General features: G+C 66.9%; 22 protein-coding genes and 1 tRNA gene. 10 read left to right on the forward strand and 13 right to left on the reverse strand.

What is annotated here, in order from left to right; genetic code table 11:
- Positions 1 to 43 precede the first annotated feature (43 nt).
- The 3 genes from recJ (at position 44) to C0V75_RS17775 (ending at position 2,851) form a co-directional block, all read left to right on the forward strand.
- A complete protein-coding gene (gene recJ, locus C0V75_RS17765; RefSeq protein WP_101922307.1) occupies positions 44 to 1,795 on the forward strand; it encodes a single-stranded-DNA-specific exonuclease RecJ in 1,752 nt (583 codons plus the stop codon).
- Positions 1,796 to 1,878: 83 nt separating this feature from the next.
- Positions 1,879 to 1,953: transfer RNA gene (locus C0V75_RS17770), tRNA-Glu, on the forward strand.
- 166 nt (positions 1,954 to 2,119) lie between these two features.
- Positions 2,120 to 2,851, forward strand: a complete 732-nt coding sequence (locus C0V75_RS17775) for a hypothetical protein (protein ID WP_101922308.1) — start codon at positions 2,120 to 2,122, stop codon at positions 2,849 to 2,851.
- 45 nt (positions 2,852 to 2,896) lie between these two features.
- Here C0V75_RS17775 and C0V75_RS17780 read toward each other — a convergent pair whose 3' ends face one another.
- The 9 genes from C0V75_RS17780 to C0V75_RS17820 all read right to left on the reverse strand — a co-directional run bounded on the left by C0V75_RS17780 (position 2,897) and on the right by C0V75_RS17820 (position 10,947).
- Entirely contained in the window at positions 2,897 to 4,069 is a 1,173-nt protein-coding gene (locus C0V75_RS17780) for a polysaccharide pyruvyl transferase family protein (protein ID WP_101922309.1), read from the reverse strand.
- Between the two features lie 84 nt (positions 4,070 to 4,153).
- Complete coding sequence (locus C0V75_RS17785) at positions 4,154 to 4,561, reverse strand: RidA family protein (protein ID WP_101922310.1); 408 nt, start codon at positions 4,559 to 4,561, stop codon at positions 4,154 to 4,156.
- Entirely contained in the window at positions 4,558 to 4,965 is a 408-nt protein-coding gene (locus C0V75_RS17790; protein ID WP_101922311.1) for a thioesterase family protein, read from the reverse strand. The genes C0V75_RS17785 and C0V75_RS17790 overlap by 4 nt, the downstream gene beginning before the upstream one ends.
- Positions 4,966 to 4,987: 22 nt before the next feature.
- Positions 4,988 to 5,440 (reverse strand): cupin domain-containing protein, encoded by a 453-nt coding sequence (locus C0V75_RS17795; protein WP_101922312.1) that lies wholly within the window; start codon positions 5,438 to 5,440, stop codon positions 4,988 to 4,990.
- A 22-nt stretch (positions 5,441 to 5,462) separates the two neighbouring features.
- Positions 5,463 to 6,599, reverse strand: a complete 1,137-nt coding sequence (locus C0V75_RS17800) for an acyl-CoA dehydrogenase family protein (RefSeq protein WP_101922313.1) — start codon at positions 6,597 to 6,599, stop codon at positions 5,463 to 5,465.
- 79 nt (positions 6,600 to 6,678) lie between these two features.
- The gene (locus C0V75_RS17805) at positions 6,679 to 7,491 is read right to left on the reverse strand and encodes an enoyl-CoA hydratase family protein (RefSeq protein ID WP_101922314.1); all 813 of its coding nucleotides are present in this window, start codon (positions 7,489 to 7,491) and stop codon (positions 6,679 to 6,681) included.
- The gene (locus C0V75_RS17810; RefSeq protein WP_101922315.1) at positions 7,491 to 7,925 is read right to left on the reverse strand and encodes a MarR family winged helix-turn-helix transcriptional regulator; all 435 of its coding nucleotides are present in this window, start codon (positions 7,923 to 7,925) and stop codon (positions 7,491 to 7,493) included. Before C0V75_RS17810 ends, C0V75_RS17805 begins: the two co-directional genes overlap by 1 nt.
- The gene (locus C0V75_RS17815; protein ID WP_101922316.1) at positions 7,922 to 8,665 is read right to left on the reverse strand and encodes an SDR family NAD(P)-dependent oxidoreductase; all 744 of its coding nucleotides are present in this window, start codon (positions 8,663 to 8,665) and stop codon (positions 7,922 to 7,924) included. Before C0V75_RS17815 ends, C0V75_RS17810 begins: the two co-directional genes overlap by 4 nt.
- Positions 8,662 to 10,947, reverse strand: coding sequence for a bifunctional salicylyl-CoA 5-hydroxylase/oxidoreductase (locus tag C0V75_RS17820; protein ID WP_101922473.1), 2,286 nt, complete (start codon positions 10,945 to 10,947; stop codon positions 8,662 to 8,664). Before C0V75_RS17820 ends, C0V75_RS17815 begins: the two co-directional genes overlap by 4 nt.
- Before the next feature lie 122 nt (positions 10,948 to 11,069).
- On the opposite strand from C0V75_RS17820, the gene C0V75_RS17825 reads away from it, so the two are divergent.
- The 3 genes from C0V75_RS17825 to C0V75_RS17835 are packed head-to-tail and all read left to right on the forward strand — an operon-like array spanning position 11,070 to position 14,118.
- A complete protein-coding gene (locus tag C0V75_RS17825) occupies positions 11,070 to 11,837 on the forward strand; it encodes an enoyl-CoA hydratase-related protein (protein WP_101922317.1) in 768 nt (255 codons plus the stop codon).
- A complete protein-coding gene (locus tag C0V75_RS17830; RefSeq protein ID WP_101922318.1) occupies positions 11,834 to 12,946 on the forward strand; it encodes a 3-hydroxyacyl-CoA dehydrogenase family protein in 1,113 nt (370 codons plus the stop codon). The genes C0V75_RS17825 and C0V75_RS17830 overlap by 4 nt, the downstream gene beginning before the upstream one ends.
- A complete protein-coding gene (locus tag C0V75_RS17835) occupies positions 12,943 to 14,118 on the forward strand; it encodes an acetyl-CoA C-acyltransferase (protein WP_101922319.1) in 1,176 nt (391 codons plus the stop codon). The genes C0V75_RS17830 and C0V75_RS17835 overlap by 4 nt, the downstream gene beginning before the upstream one ends.
- 20 nt (positions 14,119 to 14,138) lie before the next feature.
- Here C0V75_RS17835 and C0V75_RS17840 read toward each other — a convergent pair whose 3' ends face one another.
- Complete coding sequence (locus tag C0V75_RS17840; protein ID WP_101922320.1) at positions 14,139 to 15,107, reverse strand: AraC family transcriptional regulator; 969 nt, start codon at positions 15,105 to 15,107, stop codon at positions 14,139 to 14,141.
- Between the two features lie 169 nt (positions 15,108 to 15,276).
- Here C0V75_RS17840 and C0V75_RS17845 point away from each other — a divergent pair, with 169 nt between their 5' ends.
- Together C0V75_RS17845 and C0V75_RS17850 are read left to right on the forward strand one after the other, a co-directional pair.
- A complete protein-coding gene (locus C0V75_RS17845) occupies positions 15,277 to 16,044 on the forward strand; it encodes an SDR family oxidoreductase (protein WP_101922321.1) in 768 nt (255 codons plus the stop codon).
- 56 nt (positions 16,045 to 16,100) lie between these two features.
- Positions 16,101 to 17,612, forward strand: coding sequence for an NAD(P)/FAD-dependent oxidoreductase (locus C0V75_RS17850; RefSeq protein WP_101922322.1), 1,512 nt, complete (start codon positions 16,101 to 16,103; stop codon positions 17,610 to 17,612).
- A gap of 120 nt (positions 17,613 to 17,732) precedes the next feature.
- Here C0V75_RS17850 and C0V75_RS17855 read toward each other — a convergent pair whose 3' ends face one another.
- On the reverse strand, positions 17,733 to 18,251 hold the full coding sequence (locus C0V75_RS17855; RefSeq protein ID WP_254216516.1) for a winged helix DNA-binding protein: 519 nt from the start codon (positions 18,249 to 18,251) through the stop codon (positions 17,733 to 17,735).
- Positions 18,252 to 18,418: 167 nt separating this feature from the next.
- On the opposite strand from C0V75_RS17855, the gene C0V75_RS17860 reads away from it, so the two are divergent.
- Both C0V75_RS17860 and C0V75_RS17865 read left to right on the forward strand, forming a co-directional pair.
- Complete coding sequence (locus tag C0V75_RS17860; protein ID WP_254216517.1) at positions 18,419 to 19,495, forward strand: LLM class flavin-dependent oxidoreductase; 1,077 nt, start codon at positions 18,419 to 18,421, stop codon at positions 19,493 to 19,495.
- An 11-nt stretch (positions 19,496 to 19,506) separates the two neighbouring features.
- A complete protein-coding gene (locus C0V75_RS17865; protein WP_101922474.1) occupies positions 19,507 to 19,998 on the forward strand; it encodes a flavin reductase family protein in 492 nt (163 codons plus the stop codon).
- A gap of 31 nt (positions 19,999 to 20,029) precedes the next feature.
- On the opposite strand, the gene C0V75_RS17870 is transcribed toward C0V75_RS17865, so the two are convergent.
- A complete protein-coding gene (locus C0V75_RS17870) occupies positions 20,030 to 21,592 on the reverse strand; it encodes an indolepyruvate oxidoreductase subunit beta family protein (protein ID WP_101922325.1) in 1,563 nt (520 codons plus the stop codon).
- Positions 21,589 to 23,736 carry an indolepyruvate ferredoxin oxidoreductase subunit alpha gene (locus tag C0V75_RS17875; RefSeq protein ID WP_101922326.1) on the reverse strand — a complete coding sequence of 716 codons (2,148 nt, stop codon included), beginning with the start codon at positions 23,734 to 23,736 and terminating at the stop codon, positions 21,589 to 21,591. Before C0V75_RS17875 ends, C0V75_RS17870 begins: the two co-directional genes overlap by 4 nt.
- Positions 23,737 to 23,743 lie beyond the last annotated feature (7 nt).

Below are 23,743 nucleotides of genomic sequence, written 5' to 3' on the forward strand. Positions count from 1 at the left end.
TCGGCTCTTGCACCAAAGCGGGCTTTGCGGCACTCCCTGAGCCATGACCCTGCGCGCCTTCCTGAATGTCGATGCCTCGCTGACCGGCCGCCGCTGGGTCGGCCCGACCGCCGAGGAAGACCGTCTGGCCGAGGCGATGGCACAGCAGACGCGGCTGCCGCTGGCGCTCTGCCATACGCTGGTGCGCCGCGGCGTCGCGCCAGAGGCGGCGGCGGCCTTCCTCGCCCCTGCCCTGCGCGACCTGCTGCCCGATCCGCTCTCCCTGCGCGACATGGGCCCCGCCGCCGCCCGGGTGCTGCGGGCGGTTGCGGCCCACGAACCCATCGCCGTCTTTGCCGATTATGACGTGGATGGCGGCAGTTCTGCCGCGCTTCTCATCACCTGGCTGCGGGCCATGGGGCATCAGGCCACGCTCTATATCCCTGACCGGATCGACGAAGGCTATGGCCCCAACGTCCCCGCCATGGAGGCCCTTGCCGACCGCCACCGCCTGATCCTCTGCGTCGATTGCGGGACGCTGTCGCATGACCCGATCGCCGCCGCCGTCAGCAGGGGGGCGGATGTCGTCGTGCTCGACCACCATCTGGGGGCCGAGACGCTGCCGCCTGCGCTGGCCGTGGTGAACCCCAACCGGCAGGACGAGGACGGCGCCCTCGGCCATCTTTGCGCGGCCTCCGTCGTCTTCCTCATGCTGGTGGAGGCGAACCGCCAGCTCCGTGGGCAGGGCGTGCAAGGGCCGGACCTGATGGCGATGCTGGATCTGGTGGCGCTGGCCACGGTGGCCGATGTCGCGCCGCTGATCGGCGTGAACCGCGCGCTGGTGCGGCAGGGGCTGAAGGTGATGGCGCGGCGCGAACGGATCGGCCTGCGCGCCCTGGCCGATGTGGCGCGGATGGATCAGGCGCCGAACAGCTATGCCCTGGGTTTCCTTCTCGGCCCGCGGGTCAATGCGGGCGGGCGGATCGGCGCGGCCGATCTGGGCGCGCGGCTTCTGTGCTGCGAGAACGAGGCCGAGGCGCAGGCGCTGGCCGCCCAGCTGGACGAATTGAACAGCGAGCGGCGCGAGATCGAGATGCGCGTCCGCGACGCCGCCCTGGCCCAGGCCGAGGCGCGGGGTCTTGACGGCCCGCTCGTCTGGGCGGCGGGCGAAGGCTGGCATCCCGGTGTGGTGGGCATCGTCGCCAGCCGGTTGAAAGAGGCGACCAACCGCCCCGCCGTGGTGATCGGGCTGGAGGGCGGCATGGGCAAGGGATCGGGGCGCTCTGTCAGTGGCGTCGATCTGGGGGCCTCGGTCCACCGGCTGGCCGCCGAAGGGCTGCTGGTCAAAGGCGGCGGGCATCGCATGGCGGCGGGCCTGACCGTCGAGGAAGGCAAGCTGGAGGCGGCGATGGCGCGGCTGTCCGACCTGCTCGCCCGGCAGGGCGCGGGGGCCACGGGACCGGCGGACCTGAAGCTGGACGGGCTGCTGATGCCGTCCGCCGCCGACCGCGCGCTGGTGGAACGGCTGGAAGAGGCGGGGCCCTTCGGCGCCTCCGCCCCCGCGCCACGCTTCGCCTTTGCGGCGATGTCCGTCCGCGCCCGCCGTGTGGGCGAAACCCATCTGCGCCTGAGCTTCGGCGATGGCGCGGGGCCGACGCTCGAGGCGATGGCCTTCGGCGCCTTCGACGGCCCGCTCGGCCCTGCGCTGATGGAGGCGGGGCATCAGCGGTTCCATCTGGCGGGGCGGCTGGAACTCAACACCTGGAATGGCAGCACGAAGGTCCAGTTGCGCCTTGAAGACGCCGCGCGGGCCTGAACCGCCCGGCTTGCGTCGCGGCAGCTTCATTTTCCCTCTTGCACCCGCCCGGCCCCGCCATTAGACACCGCCGCACTGATCGTGGCCCGTTCGTCTATCGGTTAGGACACCAGGTTTTCAACCTGGGAAGAGGGGTTCGACTCCCCTACGGGCTGCCACCTCCCCTGATCGCACCACCCGAGGCACCCCCGCATCCCGCCGGGGTTCTGCGCTGTTCCCGGTCTGCCCCGCCCGGTCGGGCTTGACCTGCCCCGCCGGGCCGGACTAGCACTTCCGGACAGGGGCCTTGTGCGGCCCGACCTTTTGTCCTGTGTGGAGTATCGAGTGACCCTTGTCCAAGCCCCCCGGCGCTTTGTCATCCTCAGCGGATCGCGCTCCGGCACCTCGCTTCTGTCGGAAACGCTGAACGTCCATCCCGAAATCCTCTGCCATGGCGAGTTGTTCCATCCGACGCCCGCCTCGCATATCAAGCGGCAGGAGGGCGACCTTTCGGTCGAAGAGGCGGTGGCCCTGCGCGACCGTGATCCGATCGGCTATCTCGACTGGGCGCTGACTCGGCCCGGCGTCGCCGCTGCCGGCTTCAAGATGTGGCGGTCGCAGCAGGACGCCGTCTGCGACCGGCTGCTGGCGGACGAAGCCACGTTGAAGATCATCTATGAACGCGAGAACGTGCTGGCCCGCTTTTCCTCCAGTCGGCTGGTGAAGGCGACGGGCATCTACAACATCAACAGCGAAAGGGCGCGTCCCGGCAAGCTGAACACCCTCGTCGATTTCAACCGCAAGGCCTTTCTCGGCTATTTCGACGCGCATCGCGCCCTGTTCGCCGGGTATCGCGCAAGGGCGCGTGGCCCGGTGCTGGACCTGACCTATCGCGACGTCATCGAGACGGGTTTCAGCCGGGTCCTGGCTTTTCTGGGCGTGGCCGAACAGGCCCTTCCACCGCAGAAACAGCGGCTGCACAGCAACGAGATCCTGTCGCGCTTCGCCGAAGCGGACCGGGACGCTATCCGCAAGACCCTTGCCGAGATCGGCCATCCCGAATGGGTTTCGGAATAGCACGGCGGCGCCCCCGGCAGGGATGGGGCGGCCGCCGCGCGGCCGTCATTCCGCCGCCACAGTGACCGGGGGCGCCAGCCGATGCGCCACGCCGTGCCGCGTCAGATAGGCGTGAAAGCGGGCATAGTTTTCGGGATAACGCCGATGGAAGGCGGAGGTGTCGAAGTTTTCCTCCACCAGTTGCGCCAGCGGCTTGCCTGCCTGCACCTCGGGCAGGCGCACATTGGGCAGACCCATCAGATCGCAGAATTCGCGCGTGCGCATGTCATGCACGACCCAAAGCGCCGGTATCCCCGCCTGGACCGATGTCATGTTGCCATGAAAGCGCGTGCCGATGGTGAAATCGAAACCCTGCGAAAGAAAGGCAAACCAGTCCTCCATCCGGTAGAACTGGTGAAAGCGCGCCTTGATCCAGTCCTGATAGGCGGGCAGCGACAGATGCCCCTTTCGCAACAACCCCTGCATCCCGGCAGATATCAGGGCGCAGGTCTCCTCGGGCAGGTCCTCCGTGCTTTCGACCGGGGGGTGGCGCTTCAGCTCATATTCGAAATGCGAGGACTGGCCGATGACCGTGGCCCCGGCCGCCAGGGAGGCCTGCAACAGGGGCAGTTCTTGCGATGGCCTGGTGAAATTGACGATGCTGCGCGCCAGTTCCGGGACGCCGGACAGGGCCGGAAAACGGAAGTCTGGCCGGCAGCTCAGAAAGCAGGACTGGCAGCCGATCACCTCGACATTGCGGATGCCAAGATGCTGGCAGAGGTCGGCCGTGAATTCGCCGCGCACCGCGATGCTGGGCGAATGGTCCGACAGAACCCGCAGCAGATGCAGCGTGGACGGGGCGACGACTGCCTCCTTCACCGTCTGGCGCAGCGAGGCCTGCGCTCCCAGGCCGAAGACAACGACGGGCAGGCCAAGCCGCTGGATGATCGAGGCCAGGTGATCATGCTTGGACCCGCCTTCGCGATTGACCGCGATGGTGGTCGCTACCACGACTGCAAGATGGGTAAAGCTCGCGCGGATGCGTTCGACATCCGCCTCGCCAAGGTCCCCTGTCACGGCATCGGAATAGGACCCCAGAATATGCCGGGCGGCATAACCGTGCAGGAAGTTTCCGGTGTTCTCGCGGGCCCCCTCGCGGCCCTGCGCCCGGATGCCGATGAAGCCGACCGTTCCCCCGCTTGTCGGCAAGGGTCCATAGGCGGGCAAATTGCTTGTCACTGTGCTACTCCGTCACTCGTTACCGGCGCGAAGAAAGGCACAGCCTCCCCGACCCGTCAAGCCGGATGCCCGGCCCGCCCGGCATCAGGCTGGGATCACCGCCGTCGCCTCGATCTCCACCTTGGCGCGGTCCTCGACCAGCGCCACCACCTGCACCAGGGCCATGGCCGGGTAATGCCGCCCGATCACCGCCTTGTAGGCCCGCCCCAGGTCCTTCAGCGAGGCGAGGTATTCCCGCTTGTCCGTCACATACCAGGTCAGCCGCACCAGATGCTCCGGCCCCGCCCCGGCGCAGGCCAGCACCTCGACGATGGACCGCAGCGCCTGCTCCGCCTGCCCCACGAAATCATCCGTCTCGAAGACCTGATCGGCATTCCAGCCGATGATCCCCCCGGTGAACACCATCCGCCCGGTGGCGGCCACCCCGTTGGAATAGCCGATGGCGGGTTTCCAATGCGACGGGTGCAGGAATTGCAGCGTGCTGTCGGTCATGCGGTCTTCTCCTCATGCGCGGCCAGCACCGCGCGAATGCGTTCGGGCCAGCGCGCGGGCCGCCCCTCCGGCGACAGCCAGACCAGCACCAGCCGCGCGACAAGGCGCAGCGCGCCGCCACAGCGCGCCTCCAGCCGGAACCCGGCGGAACTGCCGCCCAGCTTTTCCACCACCAGCCCCCAGTCCAGCACCTCGCCCAGCCGCGACGGCGCGTGGAAATCCGTCTCCACCCGCGCCGTCGGCACGCCGATGCCATCCGCCATCATGGCGGCATAGGAATAGCCCACGATCTCGCGGAAGAAATTCTCCATGACCGAATTCGTCATCTCGAAATAGCGGGGATAGAAGACGATCCCCGCCGGATCGCAATGGTTGAACTCGACGCGGATCGCGCGCTGATACATGGGCCCCTGTCTCCTGCGCCGCTCAGTCGTTGGCTTCGGGCGGCAGGAAATCCACGTCATGCGCGGCCGAGGCGGCGATGATGGCGGGGATATCCGTCATGTCGTGCAACTGGTCGAACAGCGCCTCGAGCTTGCCCGCCGGCGATACCCAGAACAGCGCCCGGCAGGGCTTGTCGGACTTGTTGAAATAGCCATGCGGCACCCCGCGCGGCATCCGCACCAGATCGCCCGCCCGCGCCGTATGCCAGACCCCGTCCAGCTTCAGCTCCAGCTGACCTTCCTGCACGAGGATGAATTCATCCTGCGTCGGATGCACATGCACCGGCACATATTGCCCCGGCTCGCTGTTGGTCTCGAAGGCAAAGGTCGCCTCGCAGCTTGCCTTCGGGAAATAGCGCTGCCCGAGGATGTTGAGTTCGCGCCCGTGATAGGCGCTGCCGTCCTTCGTGATGCCGCCGTCCAGTGTCTTGGTCATGTCCCTCTCCCCTGTTGTGCCGTCAGCCCAGGATGCTGCGGGCGATCACCACCCGCTGCACATCCGACGCCCCCTCATAGATCCGCAACGCGCGGATTTCACGATAGAGGCTTTCCACCACCGACCCGTGCCGCACGCCGTCGCCGCCATGCAACTGCACCGCCATGTCGATCACCTCCTGCGCGGCCTCGGTGGCGTAAAGCTTCGCCATCGCCGCCTCGCGCGTCACCCGCGCCGCGCCATTGTCCTTGGTCCAGGCCGCCCGATAGACCAACAGCGCCGCCGCGTCGATCTTCAGCGCCATGTCGGCCAGATGGCCCTGCACCATCTGCAACCCCGCCAGCGGCTCGCCCTGTATCCGCCGCGCCTTCACCCGCGCCAGCGCCTCGTCCAGCGCCCGCCGCGCAAAGCCCAGCGCCGCCGCCCCGACGGTGGACCGGAACACGTCCAGCACCGACATGGCCAGCTTGAACCCCTCGCCGGGACGGCCGATCAGCGCCTCTTCCGGCAGCACAACGCCCCGCATCCGCAGGCTGGCCAGCGGATGCGGCGCGATCACCTCCAGCCGCTCCACCACCTCCAGCCCCGCCACATCGGCGGGCATCAGGAAGGCCGACAGGCCCTTCGCCCCCGGCGCCTCGCCCGTGCGGGCGAAAAGGACATAGAGATCGGCAATCCCGCCATTGGAAATCCAGGTCTTCTCGCCCTCGATCAGCCAGCCGCCCTGCACCCGGCTTGCCGTCGTGGCCGTCGCCGCCACGTCGGACCCCGATCCCGGTTCCGTCAGGGCAAAGGCGGCGATGGCCTCCCCCGCCCGCGTCCGCTCCAGCCACCGCTTCTGTTCCGCCGTCCCGAACAGGCTGACCGCCCCCATGCCCAGCCCCTGCATGGCAAAGGCGAAATCCGCCAGCCCGTCATGCCGCGCCAGCGTCTCGCGGATCAGGCAGAGCGTGCGGACATCCAGCCGCTCCCCCTCGCCCGCGCCGGAATGCGTCAGCCAACCGCCCTGCCCCAGCATCCGCACCAGCGCACGGCAGGCGGCATCCACATCACCATGCGCCACCGGCAGATGCGCGGCACACCACGCCTCCAGCGCCGCCGCCAGATCGCGATGCCGCGCCTCGAAAAAGGGCCAGTCCAGAAAGCTTTGATCGCTCATCTCGTCTTCATCTTGGCAAAAATACTCTCAGGGGGTGAGGAGCGAAGCGACGAGGGGGCGGAACGCCCCCTGCAACGCCTCAATCCCCGCGAAACAGCGGGGTCTCCTTGGCAACAAAGGCGTGATAGGCCCGTTCGAAATCGCGGGTCTGCATGCAGATCGCCTGCGCCTGCGCCTCGGCCTCGATGGCCTGATCGAGCCCCATGTTCCATTCCTGATTGAGCTGGGTCTTCGTCATCCCATGCGCGAAGGTCGGCCCGGCCGCCAAGGCACGCGCAAGGTCCATCGCCGCCGCGTCCAAGGCTTCCGGGGCATGCAGCGCGTTCCAGAATCCCCAGCGTTCCCCCTCCTCGGCCCGCATCACCCGGCCGGTATAGAGCAGTTCCGCCGCCCGCCCCTGCCCGATGATCCGCGGCAGCATCGCGCAGGCCCCCATGTCGCAACCCGCCAGCCCGACGCGGGTGAACAGGAAGGCGCATTTCGCCCCCGGTGTCGCCAGCCGCAGGTCGGCGGCCATCGCCATGATCGCCCCCGCCCCCACGCAGATGCCATCCACCGCGGCGATGACAGGCTTGCCGCAGCCGATCATGGCCTTGACCAGATCGCCGGTCATCCGGGTGAAGGCGAGAAGCTCCTTCATCTCCATCCCGACCAGCGGGCCGATGATGTCATGCACATCCCCGCCCGAACAGAAATTGCCCCCGTTCGAGGCGATCACCACCACATCCACATCGCTGGCATAGGGCAGCGCACGGAAGGTGTCGCGCAATTCGGCATAGGAGTCGAAGGTCAGCGGGTTCTTCCGCTCCGGGCGGTTCAGCCGGATCACCGCCACGCGGTCCGTCACCTCCCACAGGAAATGCTGCGGTTGCAGCCCGGCCATGGCCCCCATCACGCCTCTCCCATCCGCTTCAGGATATCGGTCAGCGCGTCCAGATCGGCCTCCGAAAGCCCCCCGAACATCCGCGCCACTTCCGCCTCATGCCCTGCCGCCAGCACTTCGAACTGCGCCAGCCCCTCGGGCGTCAGCGCGACAAAGACCGTGCGCCGGTCGGTTTCCGACGGCATCCGCCGCACCAGCCCGTCTTTCTCCAACCGGTCCACCACCGTCGTCGCATTGCCATTCGACACCAGCAGCATCCGGGAAAGCTCGCTCATCGTCACGCAATCCCGGCGCCGATAGAGCGCGGCCATGACGTCGAAACGCGGCAGGGTCGTCTCGTGCCGCACCCGCAGGAATTCGCGCAGCTCGCTCTCCGCCGCGCGGGTCACGCCCAGCAGCCGGATCCACATCTTCAGGCGCCGCTTGGACAGGGAATCGCTCACACCTCACCCCCGGAAATCACGATGCCCTGCCCGTTCACCCCCGCCGCCCCGTCGGAACAAAGCCAGAGCGCCGCCGATGTCACCTCGTCGGGCCGGTAAAGCCGCCCCTGCGGCGACATCCCCTCCAGCGCCGCCCGCGCCTGTTCGGGGGTCTTTCCCGTCTTCTCCGATATCACCCGGATCGACTGCTCCGTCATCTCGGTATCCAGAAACCCCGGACAGATCGCATTTGCCGTCACCGGCCCTCTTGCCACTTCCAGCGCGACCGACCGCACCAGCCCCATCACCCCGTGCTTCGCCGCCGCATAGGGCGCCACCTTGGCATAGCCCTTCACGCCCGCCGTCGAGGCGATGGCGATCAACCGCCCCCAGCCGTCGAACTGCCGCAGCCCTTCGCGGAAGGTCAGGAAGACCCCCGTCAGGTTCACCGCGATCATCGCATTCCACTGCGCGAGGCTCGTCTTCGCCAGAACCGCACTATCCGCCGCCCCGGCATTGGCAATCACCACATCCACCCTGCCCGCAGCGGCAAACAGCGCCTGGACCGACCCTTCCTCCGTCACGTCGCAGGGCAGCGCCCGGATCGCCCCATGCTGCGCCGCGACCGCGGCCAGCGCCTCGACCCGCCGCCCGCAGATGACAACCTCGGCCGCCCCCGCACGGGCGAAGCCCAGCGCAAGGTCCGCCCCCGCGCCCGACCCGCCGCCCGTGACCAGAACCCGCCGCCCCGCTACGCTCATGCCCGGATCACCTCGACCGCCTTCTGCTGCAAACGCCGCATCTGGTCGCGCCCTGCCAGATAGGGCAGCGGCCAGTCGGTCGCAGCATCGCCCATGGCGACGGCGGCGTGAAGGGTCCAATAGGGATTGGCCAGATGCAGCCGCGCAAGGCAGACAAGATCGGCCCGCCCGGCCAGCAGGATGGAATTCACATGATCGGGTTCGGTGATGTTGCCCACCGCCATCGTGGCGATCCCCGCCTCGTTGCGGATACGGTCGCTGAAGGGCGTCTGGAACATCCGCCCATAGACAGGCCGCGCCTCCACCGAGGTCTGCCCCGCCGAAACGTCGATGATATCCGCCCCCGCACCCGCGAACATCCGCGCGATCTGCACCGCCTCATCCGGCGTCACGCCTTCGTCACCGACCCAATCCGTTGCAGAGATACGCACCGCCAGCGGCTTCTCCTCGCCCCAGGCCGCGCGCATCGCCCGCAACACCTCCAGCGGCCAGCGCATCCGGTTCTCCAGACTGCCGCCATAGGCATCCGCCCGCCGGTTCGATTTCGGGCTGATGAAGGAGGACAGCAGATAGCCATGCGCCGCATGCAGTTCGATCATGTCGAACCCTGCCCGCTTCGCCATTTCGGTGGCCGCGACGAATTCCGCCGTCACCGCCTCCATATCGGCCCGCGTCATCTCGCGCGGGACCGCGTTCCGGGCCGACCACGGCACCGGCGACGGCGCGATGATTTCCCAATTCCCCGCAGGCAGGGGCGCATCCCCCTCTTCCCAGCCGACCTGGGTAGAGGCCTTCCGCCCCGCATGGCCGATCTGGCAGCAGATCTTCGCCTCCGTCTCGGCATGGACGAAATCCACGATCCGCTTCCAGGCCGCCTCATGCTCCGGCGCATAAAGCCCCGGACAGCCCGGCGTGATCCGCCCCTGCGCGCTGGTGCAGGTCATTTCCGTATAGACCAGCCCCGCCCCGCCCTTGGCGCGTTCGCCGTAATGCACCAGATGCCAGTCGGTCGGGCATCCCTCCACCGCCTTGTACTGCGCCATGGGCGACACCACGACACGGTTCCGCAACGCCATGTCGCGCAGCCGGAAGGGCGCGAACATGGGCTTGCGCCCCTTCTGCCCGCCCGCCTGTTCCTGGAACCAGTCCTCCGCCCGGCCCAGCCATGCCGGATCGCGCAGGCGCAGGTTCTCATGCGAAATCCGCTGACTGCGCGTCAGCAGCGAATAGGCGAACTGTTCCGGCGGCAGGTCCAGATAGCGCTCCACCTGCTCGAACCATTCCAGGCTGTTCCGCGCCGCCGATTGCAGGCGCAGCACCTCCACCCGCCGCTCGTCCTGATAACGCTGGAAGGCCGCCTGCATATCCGCTTCGGAATGCAGGAATTCCGCCAGGGCGATGGCGCTGTCGAAGGCCAGCCGCGTGCCGGACCCGATGGAGAAATGCCCCGTCGCCGCCGCATCGCCCATCAGCACCACATTCTCGTGATACCAGGTCCCGCAGATCACGCGGGGGAAGTTCATCCACACCGCCGACCCGCGCAGATGCGCCGCGTTGGAAATCAGCGCGTGACCGCCCAGATGCCGCTCGAAGATCCGGCGGCAGGTCTCCACCGTCTCCTCCTTGGACAGGTCGGCAAAACCCCATCTGTCCCAGGTCTCCTGCGCCATCTCGACGATGAAGGTCGCGGTCTTGTCATCGAACTGATAGGCATGAGCCCAGACCCAGCCATGCTCCGTCTTCTCGAAGATGAAGGTGAAGGCATCGTCGAATTTCTGATGCGTCCCCAGCCAGACGAACTTGCACAGGCGCATGTCGATATCGGGCTGGAACACCTCGGCATATTCCTTGCGCACGGCCGAATTGATGCCATCCGAGGCGACGACGAGGTCATAGTCCTTGCGGTATTCCTCCGCCGTCCGGAATTCCGTCTCGAATTGCAGATCGACACCCAGTTCCCGCGCCCGCGCCTGCAACAGGATCAGCATCTGCTTGCGCCCGATGCCCGCGAAACCATGCCCCCCGGAAACCGTCCGCACGCCGTCATGCACCACGGCGATATCGTCCCAATAGGCGAAATGGTCACGGATCGCCTGCGTGGAAACAGGGTCATTCTTCTGCATCCGCCCCAGCGCATCATCCGACAGCACCACGCCCCAGCCGAAGGTATCATTGGCCCGGTTGCGTTCCAGCACCGTCACCTGATGCGACGGATCGCGCAGCTTCATCGAGATGGCAAAGTAAAGTCCGGCAGGACCGCCGCCGAGGCAGAGAATCTTCATCGACCCAAATCCCAGTTGCGGCGCGGAATGCGCCCTGATCCGAAGCTGGCACCAAGAGGCATTCATTTCAAGTTCAAAATTTTCGGGCTTGAAATTTTTCGGCAAGCCGCGAAGATGCCGTCATGGAACTGCTGATCGACCGCATGGACGGGTGGGCGCGGCTCACCCTCAACCGCCCGGCGCAGAAGAATGCGCTGAACACCGCCCTTCTCGGGGCGGTGGCCGGGGCGCTGACGGAATTTGCCGCCGATCCGGCGATCCGCGCCGTGGTTCTTGCGGGGGCAGAGGGCAATTTCGCCGCCGGGGCCGATATCGGCGAGATCGAACACAAGACCGCCACCGAAGGCGCCGCCGACCCGCGCAAGGCGCATTGGGCCGCGATCCGCGCCTTCCCCAAGCCGCTCATCGCGGCGGTCGAGGGATTCGCCCTTGGCGGCGGCTTCGAACTGGCGCTGATGGCCGATCTGATGGTGCTTGGCCCCACGGCCCGTCTCGGCCTGCCGGAAACCAATCTCGGCCTTATCCCCGGCGCGGGCGGAGGGCAGCGACTGATGGCGCTGGCGGGCCGGGCGCGGGCGATGCGCATGGTCCTCACCGGCGAGGTGATCGACGCCGCGACGGCCCATGACTGGGGCATCGCCTCTTACCGGATCGTTGAGGATGCGCCCGATGCGTGCCCACAGTTTGCGGCACAACTTGCGGCACGGATTGCGGCACGCGCGCCGCTGGCCCTGATGGCCGCAAAATCCGCCCTCATCGCAGGGGAAGAGCGCGCGCTTGCCCTGGCCGAGGAACGCGCCGCCTTCGAAAACCTGCTCGACAGCGCCGATAAATCCATCGGCATCCGCGCCTTCCGCAGCCGCGAGAAACCGGAGTTTCTGGGAAAATGACCATCGGAATCATCGGCTTGGGCGCCATGGGCCTGGGCATCGCGCAGGTCTTTGCCATGGCGGGCCACCCTGTCCGCGCCACCGATGCCAACCCGGAAACCCGCGCCACCGCCCCGGCCCGCCTGTCGGACACCCTCTCTGCCCGTGTTGCGAAAGGCAGTCTGACAGAGGATGAAAAAACCGCGATCCTGCAAAGGCTTGTGGTCACCGAACGGGTCGAGGATATCGCCCCCGCCGATCTGGTGATCGAGGCGGTGGTGGAACGCCTCGCCGTCAAGCAATCGGTCTTTTCCCTGCTGGAACAGTATCTTGCACCGGGTGCCGTTCTGGCGACCAACACCTCTTCGCTGTCGGTCGGGGCCATCGCGCAGGGGCTGCACCGCCCGGATCGGGTGGTCGGTTTACACTTCTTCAACCCCGCCCCGGTAATGCGTCTGGTGGAACTGATCCCCCATGCCGGAACCGCAACCGATGCCGTGACCATCGCCCGCAGCCTGACGGAAAGCGCCGGAAAGACCGTCATCCAATGCGCCGACCGCCCCGGTTTCATCGTCAACCGCTGCGCCCGCCCCTATTACGGCGAGGCGCTGGCCATGCTGGAAGAAGGCCGCGATCCGGGCGAGATCGACGCCGCGATGATGGCGGCGGGCTATCGGCTTGGGCCTTTCGCGCTGATCGACCTGATCGGGGCCGACATCAACCTTGCCGCGACCGAAGGGCTGGCCGCAGCGATGGGACATCACCCGCGCTATCACGTCTTCACGGCGCTGAAACGGCAGGTGGAAAGCGGGCATATTGGCCGTAAGTCACTGAAAGGCTTTGTATTTCCAGACAATCCGCCACCCCCGCCCGCCGATGCCGCAACCATCGCCCTGCGCATCGAGGCGACGCTGGCCAACGAGGCGGCCTGGCTTTTGTCCGAAGGCGGAACGACGGCAGAAGGCATCGACACCGCGCTGAAGCTGGGCCTGAACTTCCCGCGCGGCCCGTTCGAGGCGCTGGCCCGCCACGGGCGCGGAACGGTCCTGCAAACCCTTGCCAGACTTGAAGAAAACGCCCCGCCCCATCTGAAATCCCGCTACCTTCCCGCCCCCGGACTGGCCCCATGACCGACGTCTTCCTCTGCGCCCACCGCCGCACCCCGATCGGCCGCCATGGCGGCGCCCTGGCCATGATCCGCCCTGACGACATGGCCGCCCATGTGATCGACGGCCTGCTCGACCTGCATCCCGGGCTGGCGGTGGACGAGGTCATCTTCGGCTGCGCCAACCAGGCCGGAGAAGACAACCGCAACGTCGCCCGCATGGCCGTGCTGCTCTCCCGCCTGCCCGAAACCGTGCCGGCCCTGACGGTGAACCGCCTCTGCGCCTCGGGCCTCGACGCCGTGATCGCAGGCGCGCGGGCCATTCGCGACGGGGCCGATGTGGTGATCGCGGGCGGGGTGGAAAGCATGACCCGCGCCCCCTTCGTCCTGGGCAAGGCCGAGGCCGCCTTTTCCCGCCAGGCGGAAATCCACGACACGACAATAGGTTGGCGCTTCATCAACGACCGCATCGCCCGCGCCTATGGCACCGACTCGATGCCCGAAACGGCCGAGAACGTGGCGGCAGACCATGCCATCCCGAGGCAGGATCAGGATGCCTTCGCCTTCCGGTCGCAATCGCGCTACAGCGCAGACTGGCACGCGCCCGACATCCTTCCCGTCACGATCCGATCGCGCAAGGGCGACACGGTGGTCGCCACCGACGAACACCCCCGCGCCACGACCCTTGAAAAACTCGCCGCCCTCCCCGCCCCCTTCCGCAGCGGCGGAACCGTCACGGCGGGCAATGCGGCGGGGATCAATGACGGGGCGGCGGCCCTGATCCTTGCCTCGGCGGCAGGGGTCAGGCGGCACGGCCTCACCCCCCTCGCCCGGATCGGCGCGGCAGCCTCGGCCGGGGTCGCCCCGCGCGTGATGGGCCTCGGCCCCGTCGCCGCCGCCGAACGGCTCACCCTTCGCACGGGACGAAACCCCCGCGATTACAGCCTGTTGGAGGTGAATGAAGCCTTCGCCGCGCAGGTCCTGGCCTGCCTCAGGTCCTGGGGCATCGCGGAGGACGCCCCGCAGGTGAACGCCCATGGCGGCGGGATCAGCATGGGCCATCCCCTGGGCATGTCCGGCGCGCGGATCGCCGGGACGGCGGCGCGGCGGCTGGCGGAAACGGGGGGCAGCGCGGCCCTCGTCACGCTCTGCGTGGGCGTGGGGCAAGGCGTGGCACTGGAACTGCTTGCCCCGTAGGATGGGCAATATTGCCCATCCTACCGGCGCAGCGCATCGCGCGGGCAAAGCCCATAGCGCGCCCGGTAAAGCTCGGAAAACCGCCCGAAATGGGTGAATCCCCAGCGCAGGGCGATATCCGTCACCCGCGTTCCGGGCGGGGCGGAGAGAAGGTCCGCATGGGCGCGGGCCAGCCGCGCCTCGCGCCAGAAACCCAGAGGCGAGGTGCCCCGGTGTTCGCGGAAGGCCATCTGCAACCCGCGCGGCGAGATGCCGGCCGCCTGCGCCACTTCCTCGATGGTGATCGGCTGATCGAGATGCGCCTCGATATAGCCTTCGGCCAACCGCAGATGGCGCGGCCGCGGCGCAGCGCGGACCCGGGCCAGTTGCGCCGCATGGTCATGCCGCGCCTCCAGCAGGCCCGACAGGACGGTGCTTTCGATCTGCCGCGCCATCAGCCCCGGCCCGATGGGGGGGCTGCCCGCATCCGCCTCGGCCACAAGCCACATCACCAGCCGCCGCAGCGCCGCCCCCGGCCCCGCCGACAGGTCCAGTGGGCCGTCAAAGGTCAGCGGTCGGTCGGACGGCCCGCCCAGCAGGCCGGCCAGATGATCCTGCATCGCCCGGCGCGACACCTGCACCAGCACCTGCCGCGTGCCTTCCTCCCAGGTCATGCGGGTGGGCAGATGCGGGTTCAGGATCGCCGCGCGGTCGGGGGTGGAAAGATAGGTCTCGCGCCCATTGGTGATCTCGGCCCCGCCTTCCAGCGGGATCTGGAGCAGGTAGAACCCGCCCAGTTCCCCCGGCGCAATCAGCGTCTTCGCCCCGTATTCGATGTAGTTGAGCGAAAGCTTCTGCCCCGGCAGATGGTGATGGCAGGCATCGAAAAGACTGCGCGCCCCCAGCGTTTCAAGCCGGTGCGGACAGAACACCGCCGCCACCCGTTCGCGCGCCTCATCAAGGTCGCAGGACCGGAACAGGGCATGATCCTTCAGCAGGGGCCGCGCCATCGCCTTGCCTTCGCTTGTTGCCCGGTCAGCCTAGCACGGGCTGCGGCAATTCGGCCCGGCCCCTGAACGTTTTTTTCGTTTTTCGGATAATGGGCGCGCCCGGCGGATAGAACGCGGCGCGGCGATGGTCACAATTCCTTCAAATTCAAAGAAAACAGGAGGGGTTGGGATGCGCGGACTTGCCGGCAAGGTTGCCATCGTTCCGGGCGGCTGCACGAAGATCGGGCGCGCGGTGGTCGATGCTTTCGTCGCAGCCGGGGCAAAGGTCATGGTCGCCGACATCGTGCCGGGCGAGGGATTCGGCGACGCCGTGGCCTTTCACCCCTGCGACCTGCGCGACGATGCCCAGATTGCCGCCCTCGTCGCGGCCACCAAGGCAAAGTTCGGCCGCATCGACTTCCTCGTGAATGTGGCCTGTTCCTATCTGGACAATGGCGCCGCCTCCACCCGCGCCGAATGGCTGGAAAGCCTGAACGTCAATATCGTGGGCTCGGTCATGCTCATGCAGGCGGCGGAAGAGGAGCTTGCCCGCAATCGCGGCGCCATCGTCAATTTCGGCTCCATCTCGTCGCGCGTGGCGCAGACGGGGCGCTGGCTCTATCCGGTGTCCAAGGCCGCGATCCTGCAACTGACCCGCAATCAGGCGATGGACCTGGCACCCAAGGGCATCCGCGTGAACGCGGTCAGCCCCGGCTGGACATGGTCGAACATCATGGATCAACTGACCGGCGGCAACCGCGCCAAGACCGATGCCGTCGCCGCGCCCTTCCACCTGCTGGGCCGCGTGGCGAATCCGGAAGAGGTGGCCTCGGCCGTCCTTTTCCTGTGCTCGGACGAGGCCTCCTTCATCACCGGAACCGATATCCGCGTCGATGGCGGCTATACGGCGATGGGGCCCGAAAGGGCCGAACCGGCCATCCCGCTGCTGATGTCCTGATCTTTCCGGCGCGGGGCGCGCAGAAGGCCCCCGCCTCACTCCAACGGGGAATGCACATGAAGATTGCCATCATCGGGGCCGGCTTTGCCGGCCTGACCACCGCGCGCCATCTGCGCGACTTCGGCCATGACGTGACCGTCTTCGAAAAGGTCCATGACGTGGGCGGGGTCTGGTCCACGACGCGCCTTTATCCGGGCGTCTCTACCCAGAACGGCAAGGACACCTATTGCCTGTCCGATTTTCCGATGCCGAAGCACTATCCCGAATGGCCCTCGGGCCAACAGGTGCAGGCCTATCTCAACGCCTATGCCGATCAGTTCGGGCTGAAGCCGCTGATCCGCCTGTCCACCCCCGTCACCCATGCCGCACAGGGGCCTGACGGGCGCTGGACCGTGACCTTCCAGCCGCCCGAGGGCGAAGCAAGCAGCGAAGGCTTTGACTTCCTGACCATCTGCAACGGCATCTTCTCGGCCCCCGCCATCCCCGATTTTCCCGGCGCGGCCGAGTTCCGGGCCGCAGGCGGCACGCTCTGCCATTCCTCGGAATTCCTTGATGCCGACGCCGCGCGCGGCAAGCATGTGGTGGTGATCGGCTATGGCAAATCCTCCTGCGACGTGGCGGTAGGTCTGGTCGATGCGGCGGCGTCGATGACCGTGGTCGCGCGGGAACTGATCTGGAAGATGCCGAAAAAGCTGGCAGGCGTGCTGAACTACAAATACCTGTTCCTCACCCGCATGGGCGAAGGGCTCTTCCCCTATATCCATCTCAAGGGGTTCGAGAAATTCCTGCATGGCGCAGGCAAGCCCGTCCGCAACTCCATGCTGGGCTCCGTCCAGTCGGTCATCACGAAACAGTTGAAGCTCAAGAAGCTGAACGCCCTGCCGCGCGGGTCTTTCGAGCGCATCGCGCGGTCCACCGTCAGCCTCGTCACCGACGGCTTCTTCGGGCTGGTGGATCAGGGGCGCATCGCGATCAAGCGCGACACGGCCATCGCGCAATTGCTGGTCGAGGGGGGGCGGCGCTTCGCCCTGCTGAAGACGGGCGAGAAGATCCCCGCCGATATCGTGATCTGCGGCACGGGCTGGCGGCAGGAGGTGCCCTTCCTCGACCCCGCCCTTCAGGCCCGTCTTCTGGATGACCGGGGCAATTTCCGCCTCTATCGCTGCATCCTCCCGACCGGCGTCCGGAACCTGGCCTTCAACGGCTACAACTCCTCCTTCTTCTCGCCCCTCTCGGCCGAGATGGGCGCGCTCTGGATCGCGGCGCTGCTGGGCGGGGCGCTGACCCTGCCCTCGGAAAGCGCACAGCTTGACGTCACCGACCGCCGCCTGCGCTGGATGGAGGCGCGCACCGAAGGCAAACATGCGCGCGGCACCAACATCATCCCCTTCTCCATGCACCAGATCGACGAATTGCTGGAGGACATGGGGCTTGGCATCGGGGCGATGCAGCGGTTCATGGAATGGCAGATGCCGGTGAAACCGGGCAACTATGCCCGCGTGGCCAAGTCCCTGCACCGCAGGCTGGACAAGCCGCAACCCGCCCTTGGCAAGCCGGCGATGGCCTGAGGCCGAAAGGGCCGTCCGCGCGCCGCCTGCCGCGCTGCGCCAGACCGCGGCAGCCTGCGCTGCGTGGCCACAGTTTGCTGCACAGTTTGCGGCACGGATCGCGGCACAGCCGTCCCGACGCTATCCCCGCCGATGCGTCGCCGCGACGCGGGAAATCTCTTCATAGATGCCCGAGAGAAGGTTCAGCGTCCGCGTCGCCTCGGCCAAGCGGTCGCTGAACCCCGGCACATTCACCACCGCCTGAATCAGCAGCCGCCGCCGGACCGCACCGTAATCATCCGTCACGCGGCGGCCTTCCTCCGTCACCTCATAGGTCACACCCGACCGCCCGGCCCCCTTGCGCAGCACCAGCCCCGCACCGATCAGCTTGCGCAGGGAATACTGGATGTTCGGCACATCGTCGCGGTTGGTCAGCCGCGCGAGATCCTTGATCGTCTTGGGACGGTCGTTCATCCGGATGATGTGCAACAGCGCATTCTCCGGCCCCGTCGCCGCCAGATCGCAGACCGAAGCCAGACATTCCGACTGCCAGCGACCGAATCCCTCGAAGGTCCGCATCAGGGCGAATTCAAGCTCGGTCGTGTCCACCTCCACCGGCCCCTCGGCCAGATGCCAATGCCAGTCGAGCCCGCGTGTCACGCCATCATTTTGAGTTTGAACATTTTTCCGCGCCATCGCCTTTGTCCCCTTCCGGCCTTGACCATCACCGCAGCGGACCGTTGACGCAATTGGATTTTACGATAGACTTTCAAACATAAAATACCACCAAAACTTCAACAGGGACATCCGACATGCCGCAACACCCGATGCTCTCGGGCGATCGCTTTCGCCTTGGCACCTTCTCCACCAACTGCTCATCCGGGATGACCCCGACGAAAGCGCCCGAACGGTGGAACAACTCATGGGACAACAACCTGAAACTGGCCAAAATGCTGGATGAGGCGGGCATCGACTTCATGCTGCCCATCGCGCGCTGGATCGGTTACGGCGGCGAGACGGATTTCCACGGCGGCGTGCTGGAGACGATGACCTGGGCGGCGGGCCTTCTGGCGGCCACGAAGAACATCGCCGTCTTCGCCACGATCCACACCGCCGCCAATCATACCGTGGTGGTGGCCAAGCAGATGGCCACCATCGACCATATCAGCCATGGCCGCGCCGGGCTGAACATCGTGGCGGGCTGGAACAAGCCGGAATACGAGGCATTGGGCCTGACCCTGCCGGACGATCACGAAACCCGCTACGGCTATGCCCAGGAATGGTTCGACCTGATCCGCAAGCTCTGGACATCGGACGAACATTTCGACTGGGACGGCACCTATTTCAAGGCAAAGCGGGTGAAGGGCGACCCGAAACCGCTGCGCGGGACGGTCCCGATCATCAACGCGGCCGGCAGCCCGCAGGGCCGCGAATTCGCCACCGACAACGCGAATTTCCTGTTCACCCCCGCCATCGACCTTGACCGGTCCAAGGCCGAGATCGCGGACCTCAAGGCGCAGGCCCGCGCCAAGGGGCGCGAGGTGAACGTGTTGACCTTTGCCCATGTCATCTGTCGCCCGACGGAGGCGGAGGCGAAGGCCTATGCAGAGTACACCGCCGTCCAGAATGCCGATACCGACGCGGTGGACAATCTGGTGCGCCTGCAATTCGCCCATGCCCACAGCTTTCCGCATGACCTGCTGGCGCAAATCAAGCATCTCTTCGCGCTGGGTCATGGCGGGTTTCCCCTCATCGGGACTCCGGATCAGGTGGCCGAAGGCATCCTGAAGCTGCACGCGGCGGGCTTTGCGGGAACCACCCTCTCCTTCGTCGATTATGTCGAGGAATTCCCCTATTTCCGCGATACCGTCCTGCCAAAGCTGGCAGCGGCAGGGATCAGGTAAGGGGCGGGATGATGGCCGAGGAACCGACGGGAAAAGACTTCCGCGATGCGATGCGCGCCTTCGTGGGCAATTGCAGCATCCTGACCGTGGGGGATGGCGCGGAAGCCTCGGGTCTTGTCGTGACCTCGGCCATCTCGCTTTCGGCTGATCCGCCGCTGCTGCTGGCCTGCGTGAACCGCACCGCCTCCAGCCATCCGCTTCTGGTTCGCTATGGCCGCTTCGGCTGGTCCTCGCTGGGGGCCGCGCATCAGGCGGTGGCGGAGCGGTTTTCGGGCTTTGGCGGGGTGAAGGGGGCGGCCCGCTATGACGGGGCGGAATGGGAAACCGCCATCACCGGCGCGAGGCTTCTCAAGGGCGCGCCCGCCGCCTTTGACTGCACGGTGGAAGAGATGATCGACCGCGCCACCCATTCCATCCTGATCGGCCGGGTTCGCGCCATCCGCACCACGCCCGATGCGGGCGCGCTGATCTATTGGAACGGCGGCTACCGCGCCCTGACCTGACGAGGGGGCTTCCGCCCCAAGAAAGGGGCCGTCAGGCGAAGCTGTCGATCGTCCGGATCGCGCCCTCCAGCGCCGTGCCCTCCTCATCCTTCAGCGCCGCTTCGCGCAGACGACGGCACCAATCGGCAGCGTCGTCGCGGCTGGCGATGCGGGATGTCGCCGCCAGCACGCGGTCGAACTTCGAATGGCCCCGCGCATGGGTATCGGAATAGCCCTTGATCAGGCGGCGGCAGCGGATCAGCTCCACCGCCAGATCGTAATTCCGCCCCGCTTCGGCCAGCGCCGTCTCCAGCCAGCGGTCCAGATGCGCCTGTTCCTGCGCATGGCGCAGGGTGCGCCGCCGCCAGCCCTTCATCCCTCCCAGCAGATGCAGGGTCAGGAAGGCGGGCAGCCTGTCGGTCCTGAGCCGCCGCCCCTTGTTGAACCAGCGATCCAGCCGCGCCATCCAGGCCGGATCGGCCGCGATCCGCGCGCCCAGTCGCGCCGGCAGCATCCCGGCGATCTCTTCGGCGCGGGGATGGAAGAACTCGGTCAGATGCATCAGGGTGCCGTCCTTAACCCGCATTTCCCTGCGGATGCGGTCAAAGCGCTGCGCCCGCGTCTTCAGGTCGGCCACGCGGATGATGTCATCATAGGCCATGGCATTGGCGATGTACTTCGCCGCCTCGCGCGACAGGGTCCAGCCCCGCGCCGCCACATCCCGCGCCATCACGCCCGCCAGACGGTCAAGGTATTCCGCCCCATAGCGAAGGTCCTGGAACTCCACCACCTTGCGCAGCCCAGGCAGGGCCATTTCGGCGACGGGGCCGGGCAGGGCGGCGACACGCGCCGCCAGCCTGTCCCATTCCGCAACAAGCCGTGCCGGACCCTGCGCCTTCGGCACAGGCTTCGCCGCCGGGACCGGGGGCGCTTCTGCCACAGGATTGGCCGCCACCTCATAGGCCGCCGCGAAAGCGCGGAGCGAGCCTTCCACCCCCTTGCCGCCCGCCCTGATCGCCGCCTCGAAAGCCTCGCGCGCAAAGGGCAGCGCCCCCGAGCCGGCCAGCGCGCCGAAGAGCGAGGCCGAAATCACCGACCCTTTCGCCACCGCCAAGGCGTCGAAATCCGCCGCGATCACCCGCCGCGCCGCGACCTCCGCCGCCGCCAGCACCTCTTCGGACGAGGCGATTCCATCGCCCGGCACCATCTTTTCCGACACCGCCAGCGCGCGATGGGTAGAGGTGATCAGCACCGTCCGGTCCGGGGTGACAAAGCCGCGCAGGATGGCGCGACCCGCCTCCATCATCTCGGCCGTCACCATGATGTCCACATCGCCCGCTGCGGGCATCAGCGAAAAGACCGGCACCGCTTCGCCCGCGCGATGCGGGGCCATTTCGACGTAATAGACCGTCGCCCCCGTGCGCTGCGCCACACCCGCGACCGATGTCGCCTGCGCCGCATAGCCATTGGCGCGGGCCAGATCCTCGATCCAGCCGGTCAGCACGCCGCCGCCCTGCCCGCCCACCGCAAGGATCGCCAGCTTGATGATCCCCGACAGCCGGGGATCGACGGGATGTGTCCCGGCCCTGTTGCCCAGCGTTTCCTGCACCGTCATGCGGCCCCCTCGAATGTCAGACGCCGCGCGGCGCGGCGGGATTGCAGCCAGCCGATCACGCGGTCGCGCAGGCGCGCGCGCTTCACCTCGGCGGGTGCGGGATTGTGCACCACATCGGCGCGGTAGAAGGACGGGCAAAGCACGGCCGCATCCGCCACCTCGCCGCAATTGCCGCAGCCGACGCAGCTCTGGTCGATGCTCGCCACCGGATCGTCGCGCAGGGGATCGTCCAGCTTCTTCAAGGACAGCGACGGGCAGCCCGACAGGCGGATGCAGGCATGATCGCCGGTGCAGACATCCTCATCCACGCCAAAGCGGGGGGCTTCCACGCGCCGCCCGTCCTTGATCGCCTTCTGCGTCAGGGGCTTTTCCCGCCGCTGCCTGTTCAGCATGCATTCAGACGAGGCGACGATGACCTTCGGCCCCGGCGCATCGGTGGTCAGCGCCTCGCGCAGCACATCGCGCATGCGGCCCACGTCATAGGTGCGGTCCACCTGACGGACCCAGTCGATGCCGATGCCCTTCAACGCCTTGGTGATGGGATGCTTCGTCGCCTTCGTGGGGTTGTCGGCGCGCGAGGACATGATGTCCTGCCCCCCCGTGGCCGCGGAATAGTAGTTGTCCACGATCACCGCCACGCCATCGGACTTGTTGAAGGCCATGTTTGTAAAGCTGGAAGACAGCCCGTTATGCCAGAACCCGCCATCCCCGATGATGCTGACAGGCCGCCGTTCCCCCCCGCCATCAAAGGCGGCATTGGCGGCAGGGCCAAGACCATAGCCCATGGTCGCACCGCCGATTTCGAACGGGGGCAGCGCGGCAAAGAGATGGCAGCCGATATCGGCGCTGATCTGAAGCTTTCCGGTTTCCTTCTGCACCAGCTTCATCGCGGCGAAGATGGGCCGCTCCGGGCAGCCCGTGCAGAACCCCGGCGGCCGGATCGGCACCGTCTTCGAAAGGTCAGGGATCTGCGGCTTGTCCTCATTGGGCGCGCGCACCAGCGCAGGCAGCATCTGGGGGGCGGCCTCCTTGAGAAAGGCGGTGATCCCGTCCAGCATCACCTGCCCCGTATATTCCCCCGCCATCGGCAACAGGCCCTTGCCGCGCAGTTTTACCGTGGACCCGGCGCGATAGAGGAAGGTGGTCAACTGCTGTTCGATGAATTCCGGCTGTCCTTCCTCGATCACCAGCACCTGGTCCTTGCCCTCGCAGAAGTCCAGAAACTCGGAGGCCAGCAGGGGATAGGTCACGTTCAGCACATAAAGCGGAACCTGCGAGTTTCCCCAGATATCCGCGAGCCCAAGCCGTTGCAGCGCGCGAATGACGCCATTGTACATCCCCCCCTGCAACACCAGCCCGACGGGGGCCGTCTTGGGACCGAAGACCTCGTTCAGGCCCCGCTCCCGGATGAACTTTTCCGCATTGGGCCAGCGGTTGCGGATCTTGTCCTGCTCATGCGCATAGGACATGGGCGGCAGCACGACGCGGGCGAAATCCGATTGCGGATTGGACAGCGCCTCGCGCACCGTCAGTTTCGGGCGCTGGTTGTCGCGGGTCTGGAAAGACCCCGTCACATGGCAGGACCGGATGCGCACCATCAGCATGACAGGGGTATTCGACGCCTCCGAAAGCTCGAACCCGTCCTTTACCGCCTTGGTGATGCAGGGCAGGTTGGGGCGCGGGTCCAGCAGCCAGAACTGCGATTTCATGGCAAAGGCATGCGACCGCTCCTGCATGATCGAGGAACCTTCGCCGTAGTCCTCGCCCACAATGATCAGCGCGCCGCCATTCACGCCCGAAGAGGCGAGGTTGGCCAGGGCATCCGAGGCGACGTTCACCCCCACAGACCCCTTGAAGGTTACCGCCCCCCGGATCGGGTAATGGACCGATGCCGCCAGCATCGCCGCCGCCGCTGCCTCGTTGGCATTCGCCTCGAAGCGGATACCCAGTTCGGACAGCAATTCCTCGGCATCGGCCAGAACGTCCATGAGATGGGATATCGGCGCCCCCTGATAGCCGCCAACATAGCCCACGCCATTTTCCAGAAGCGCCTTGGTGATGGCCAGAATGCCCTCGCCGGTGAAGGTTTCCCCCGCGCCCAGACGCAGATGTTCCACCTCTGCCTTGAAGGACCGTTCCGCCATCTGCCGC

This window comes from Tabrizicola sp. TH137 (assembly GCF_002855575.1).
Lineage (GTDB): Bacteria > Pseudomonadota > Alphaproteobacteria > Rhodobacterales > Rhodobacteraceae > Paragemmobacter.

What these genes read in the sequence shown, in the direction of transcription:
- C0V75_RS17870 (WP_101922325.1), bottom strand. Translation starts at nt 21,592, where the DNA reads ATGACGGTGCAGGAAACGCTGGGCAACAGGGCCGGGACACATCCCGTC.
- recJ (WP_101922307.1), top strand. Translation starts at nt 44, where the DNA reads ATGACCCTGCGCGCCTTCCTGAATGTCGATGCCTCGCTGACCGGCCGC.
- C0V75_RS17800 (WP_101922313.1), bottom strand. Translation starts at nt 6,599, where the DNA reads ATGAGCGATCAAAGCTTTCTGGACTGGCCCTTTTTCGAGGCGCGGCAT.
- C0V75_RS17795 (WP_101922312.1), bottom strand. Translation starts at nt 5,440, where the DNA reads ATGACCAAGACACTGGACGGCGGCATCACGAAGGACGGCAGCGCCTAT.
- C0V75_RS17825 (WP_101922317.1), top strand. Translation starts at nt 11,070, where the DNA reads ATGGAACTGCTGATCGACCGCATGGACGGGTGGGCGCGGCTCACCCTC.
- C0V75_RS17815 (WP_101922316.1), bottom strand. Translation starts at nt 8,665, where the DNA reads ATGAGCGTAGCGGGGCGGCGGGTTCTGGTCACGGGCGGCGGGTCGGGC.
- C0V75_RS17845 (WP_101922321.1), top strand. Translation starts at nt 15,277, where the DNA reads ATGCGCGGACTTGCCGGCAAGGTTGCCATCGTTCCGGGCGGCTGCACG.
- C0V75_RS17835 (WP_101922319.1), top strand. Translation starts at nt 12,943, where the DNA reads ATGACCGACGTCTTCCTCTGCGCCCACCGCCGCACCCCGATCGGCCGC.
- C0V75_RS17865 (WP_101922474.1), top strand. Translation starts at nt 19,507, where the DNA reads ATGGCCGAGGAACCGACGGGAAAAGACTTCCGCGATGCGATGCGCGCC.
- C0V75_RS17860 (WP_254216517.1), top strand. Translation starts at nt 18,419, where the DNA reads ATGCTCTCGGGCGATCGCTTTCGCCTTGGCACCTTCTCCACCAACTGC.
- C0V75_RS17785 (WP_101922310.1), bottom strand. Translation starts at nt 4,561, where the DNA reads ATGACCGACAGCACGCTGCAATTCCTGCACCCGTCGCATTGGAAACCC.
- C0V75_RS17820 (WP_101922473.1), bottom strand. Translation starts at nt 10,947, where the DNA reads ATGAAGATTCTCTGCCTCGGCGGCGGTCCTGCCGGACTTTACTTTGCC.
- C0V75_RS17840 (WP_101922320.1), bottom strand. Translation starts at nt 15,107, where the DNA reads ATGGCGCGGCCCCTGCTGAAGGATCATGCCCTGTTCCGGTCCTGCGAC.
- C0V75_RS17850 (WP_101922322.1), top strand. Translation starts at nt 16,101, where the DNA reads ATGAAGATTGCCATCATCGGGGCCGGCTTTGCCGGCCTGACCACCGCG.
- C0V75_RS17790 (WP_101922311.1), bottom strand. Translation starts at nt 4,965, where the DNA reads ATGTATCAGCGCGCGATCCGCGTCGAGTTCAACCATTGCGATCCGGCG.
- C0V75_RS17875 (WP_101922326.1), bottom strand. Translation starts at nt 23,736, where the DNA reads ATGGCGGAACGGTCCTTCAAGGCAGAGGTGGAACATCTGCGTCTGGGC.
- C0V75_RS17805 (WP_101922314.1), bottom strand. Translation starts at nt 7,491, where the DNA reads ATGGGGGCCATGGCCGGGCTGCAACCGCAGCATTTCCTGTGGGAGGTG.
- C0V75_RS17830 (WP_101922318.1), top strand. Translation starts at nt 11,834, where the DNA reads ATGACCATCGGAATCATCGGCTTGGGCGCCATGGGCCTGGGCATCGCG.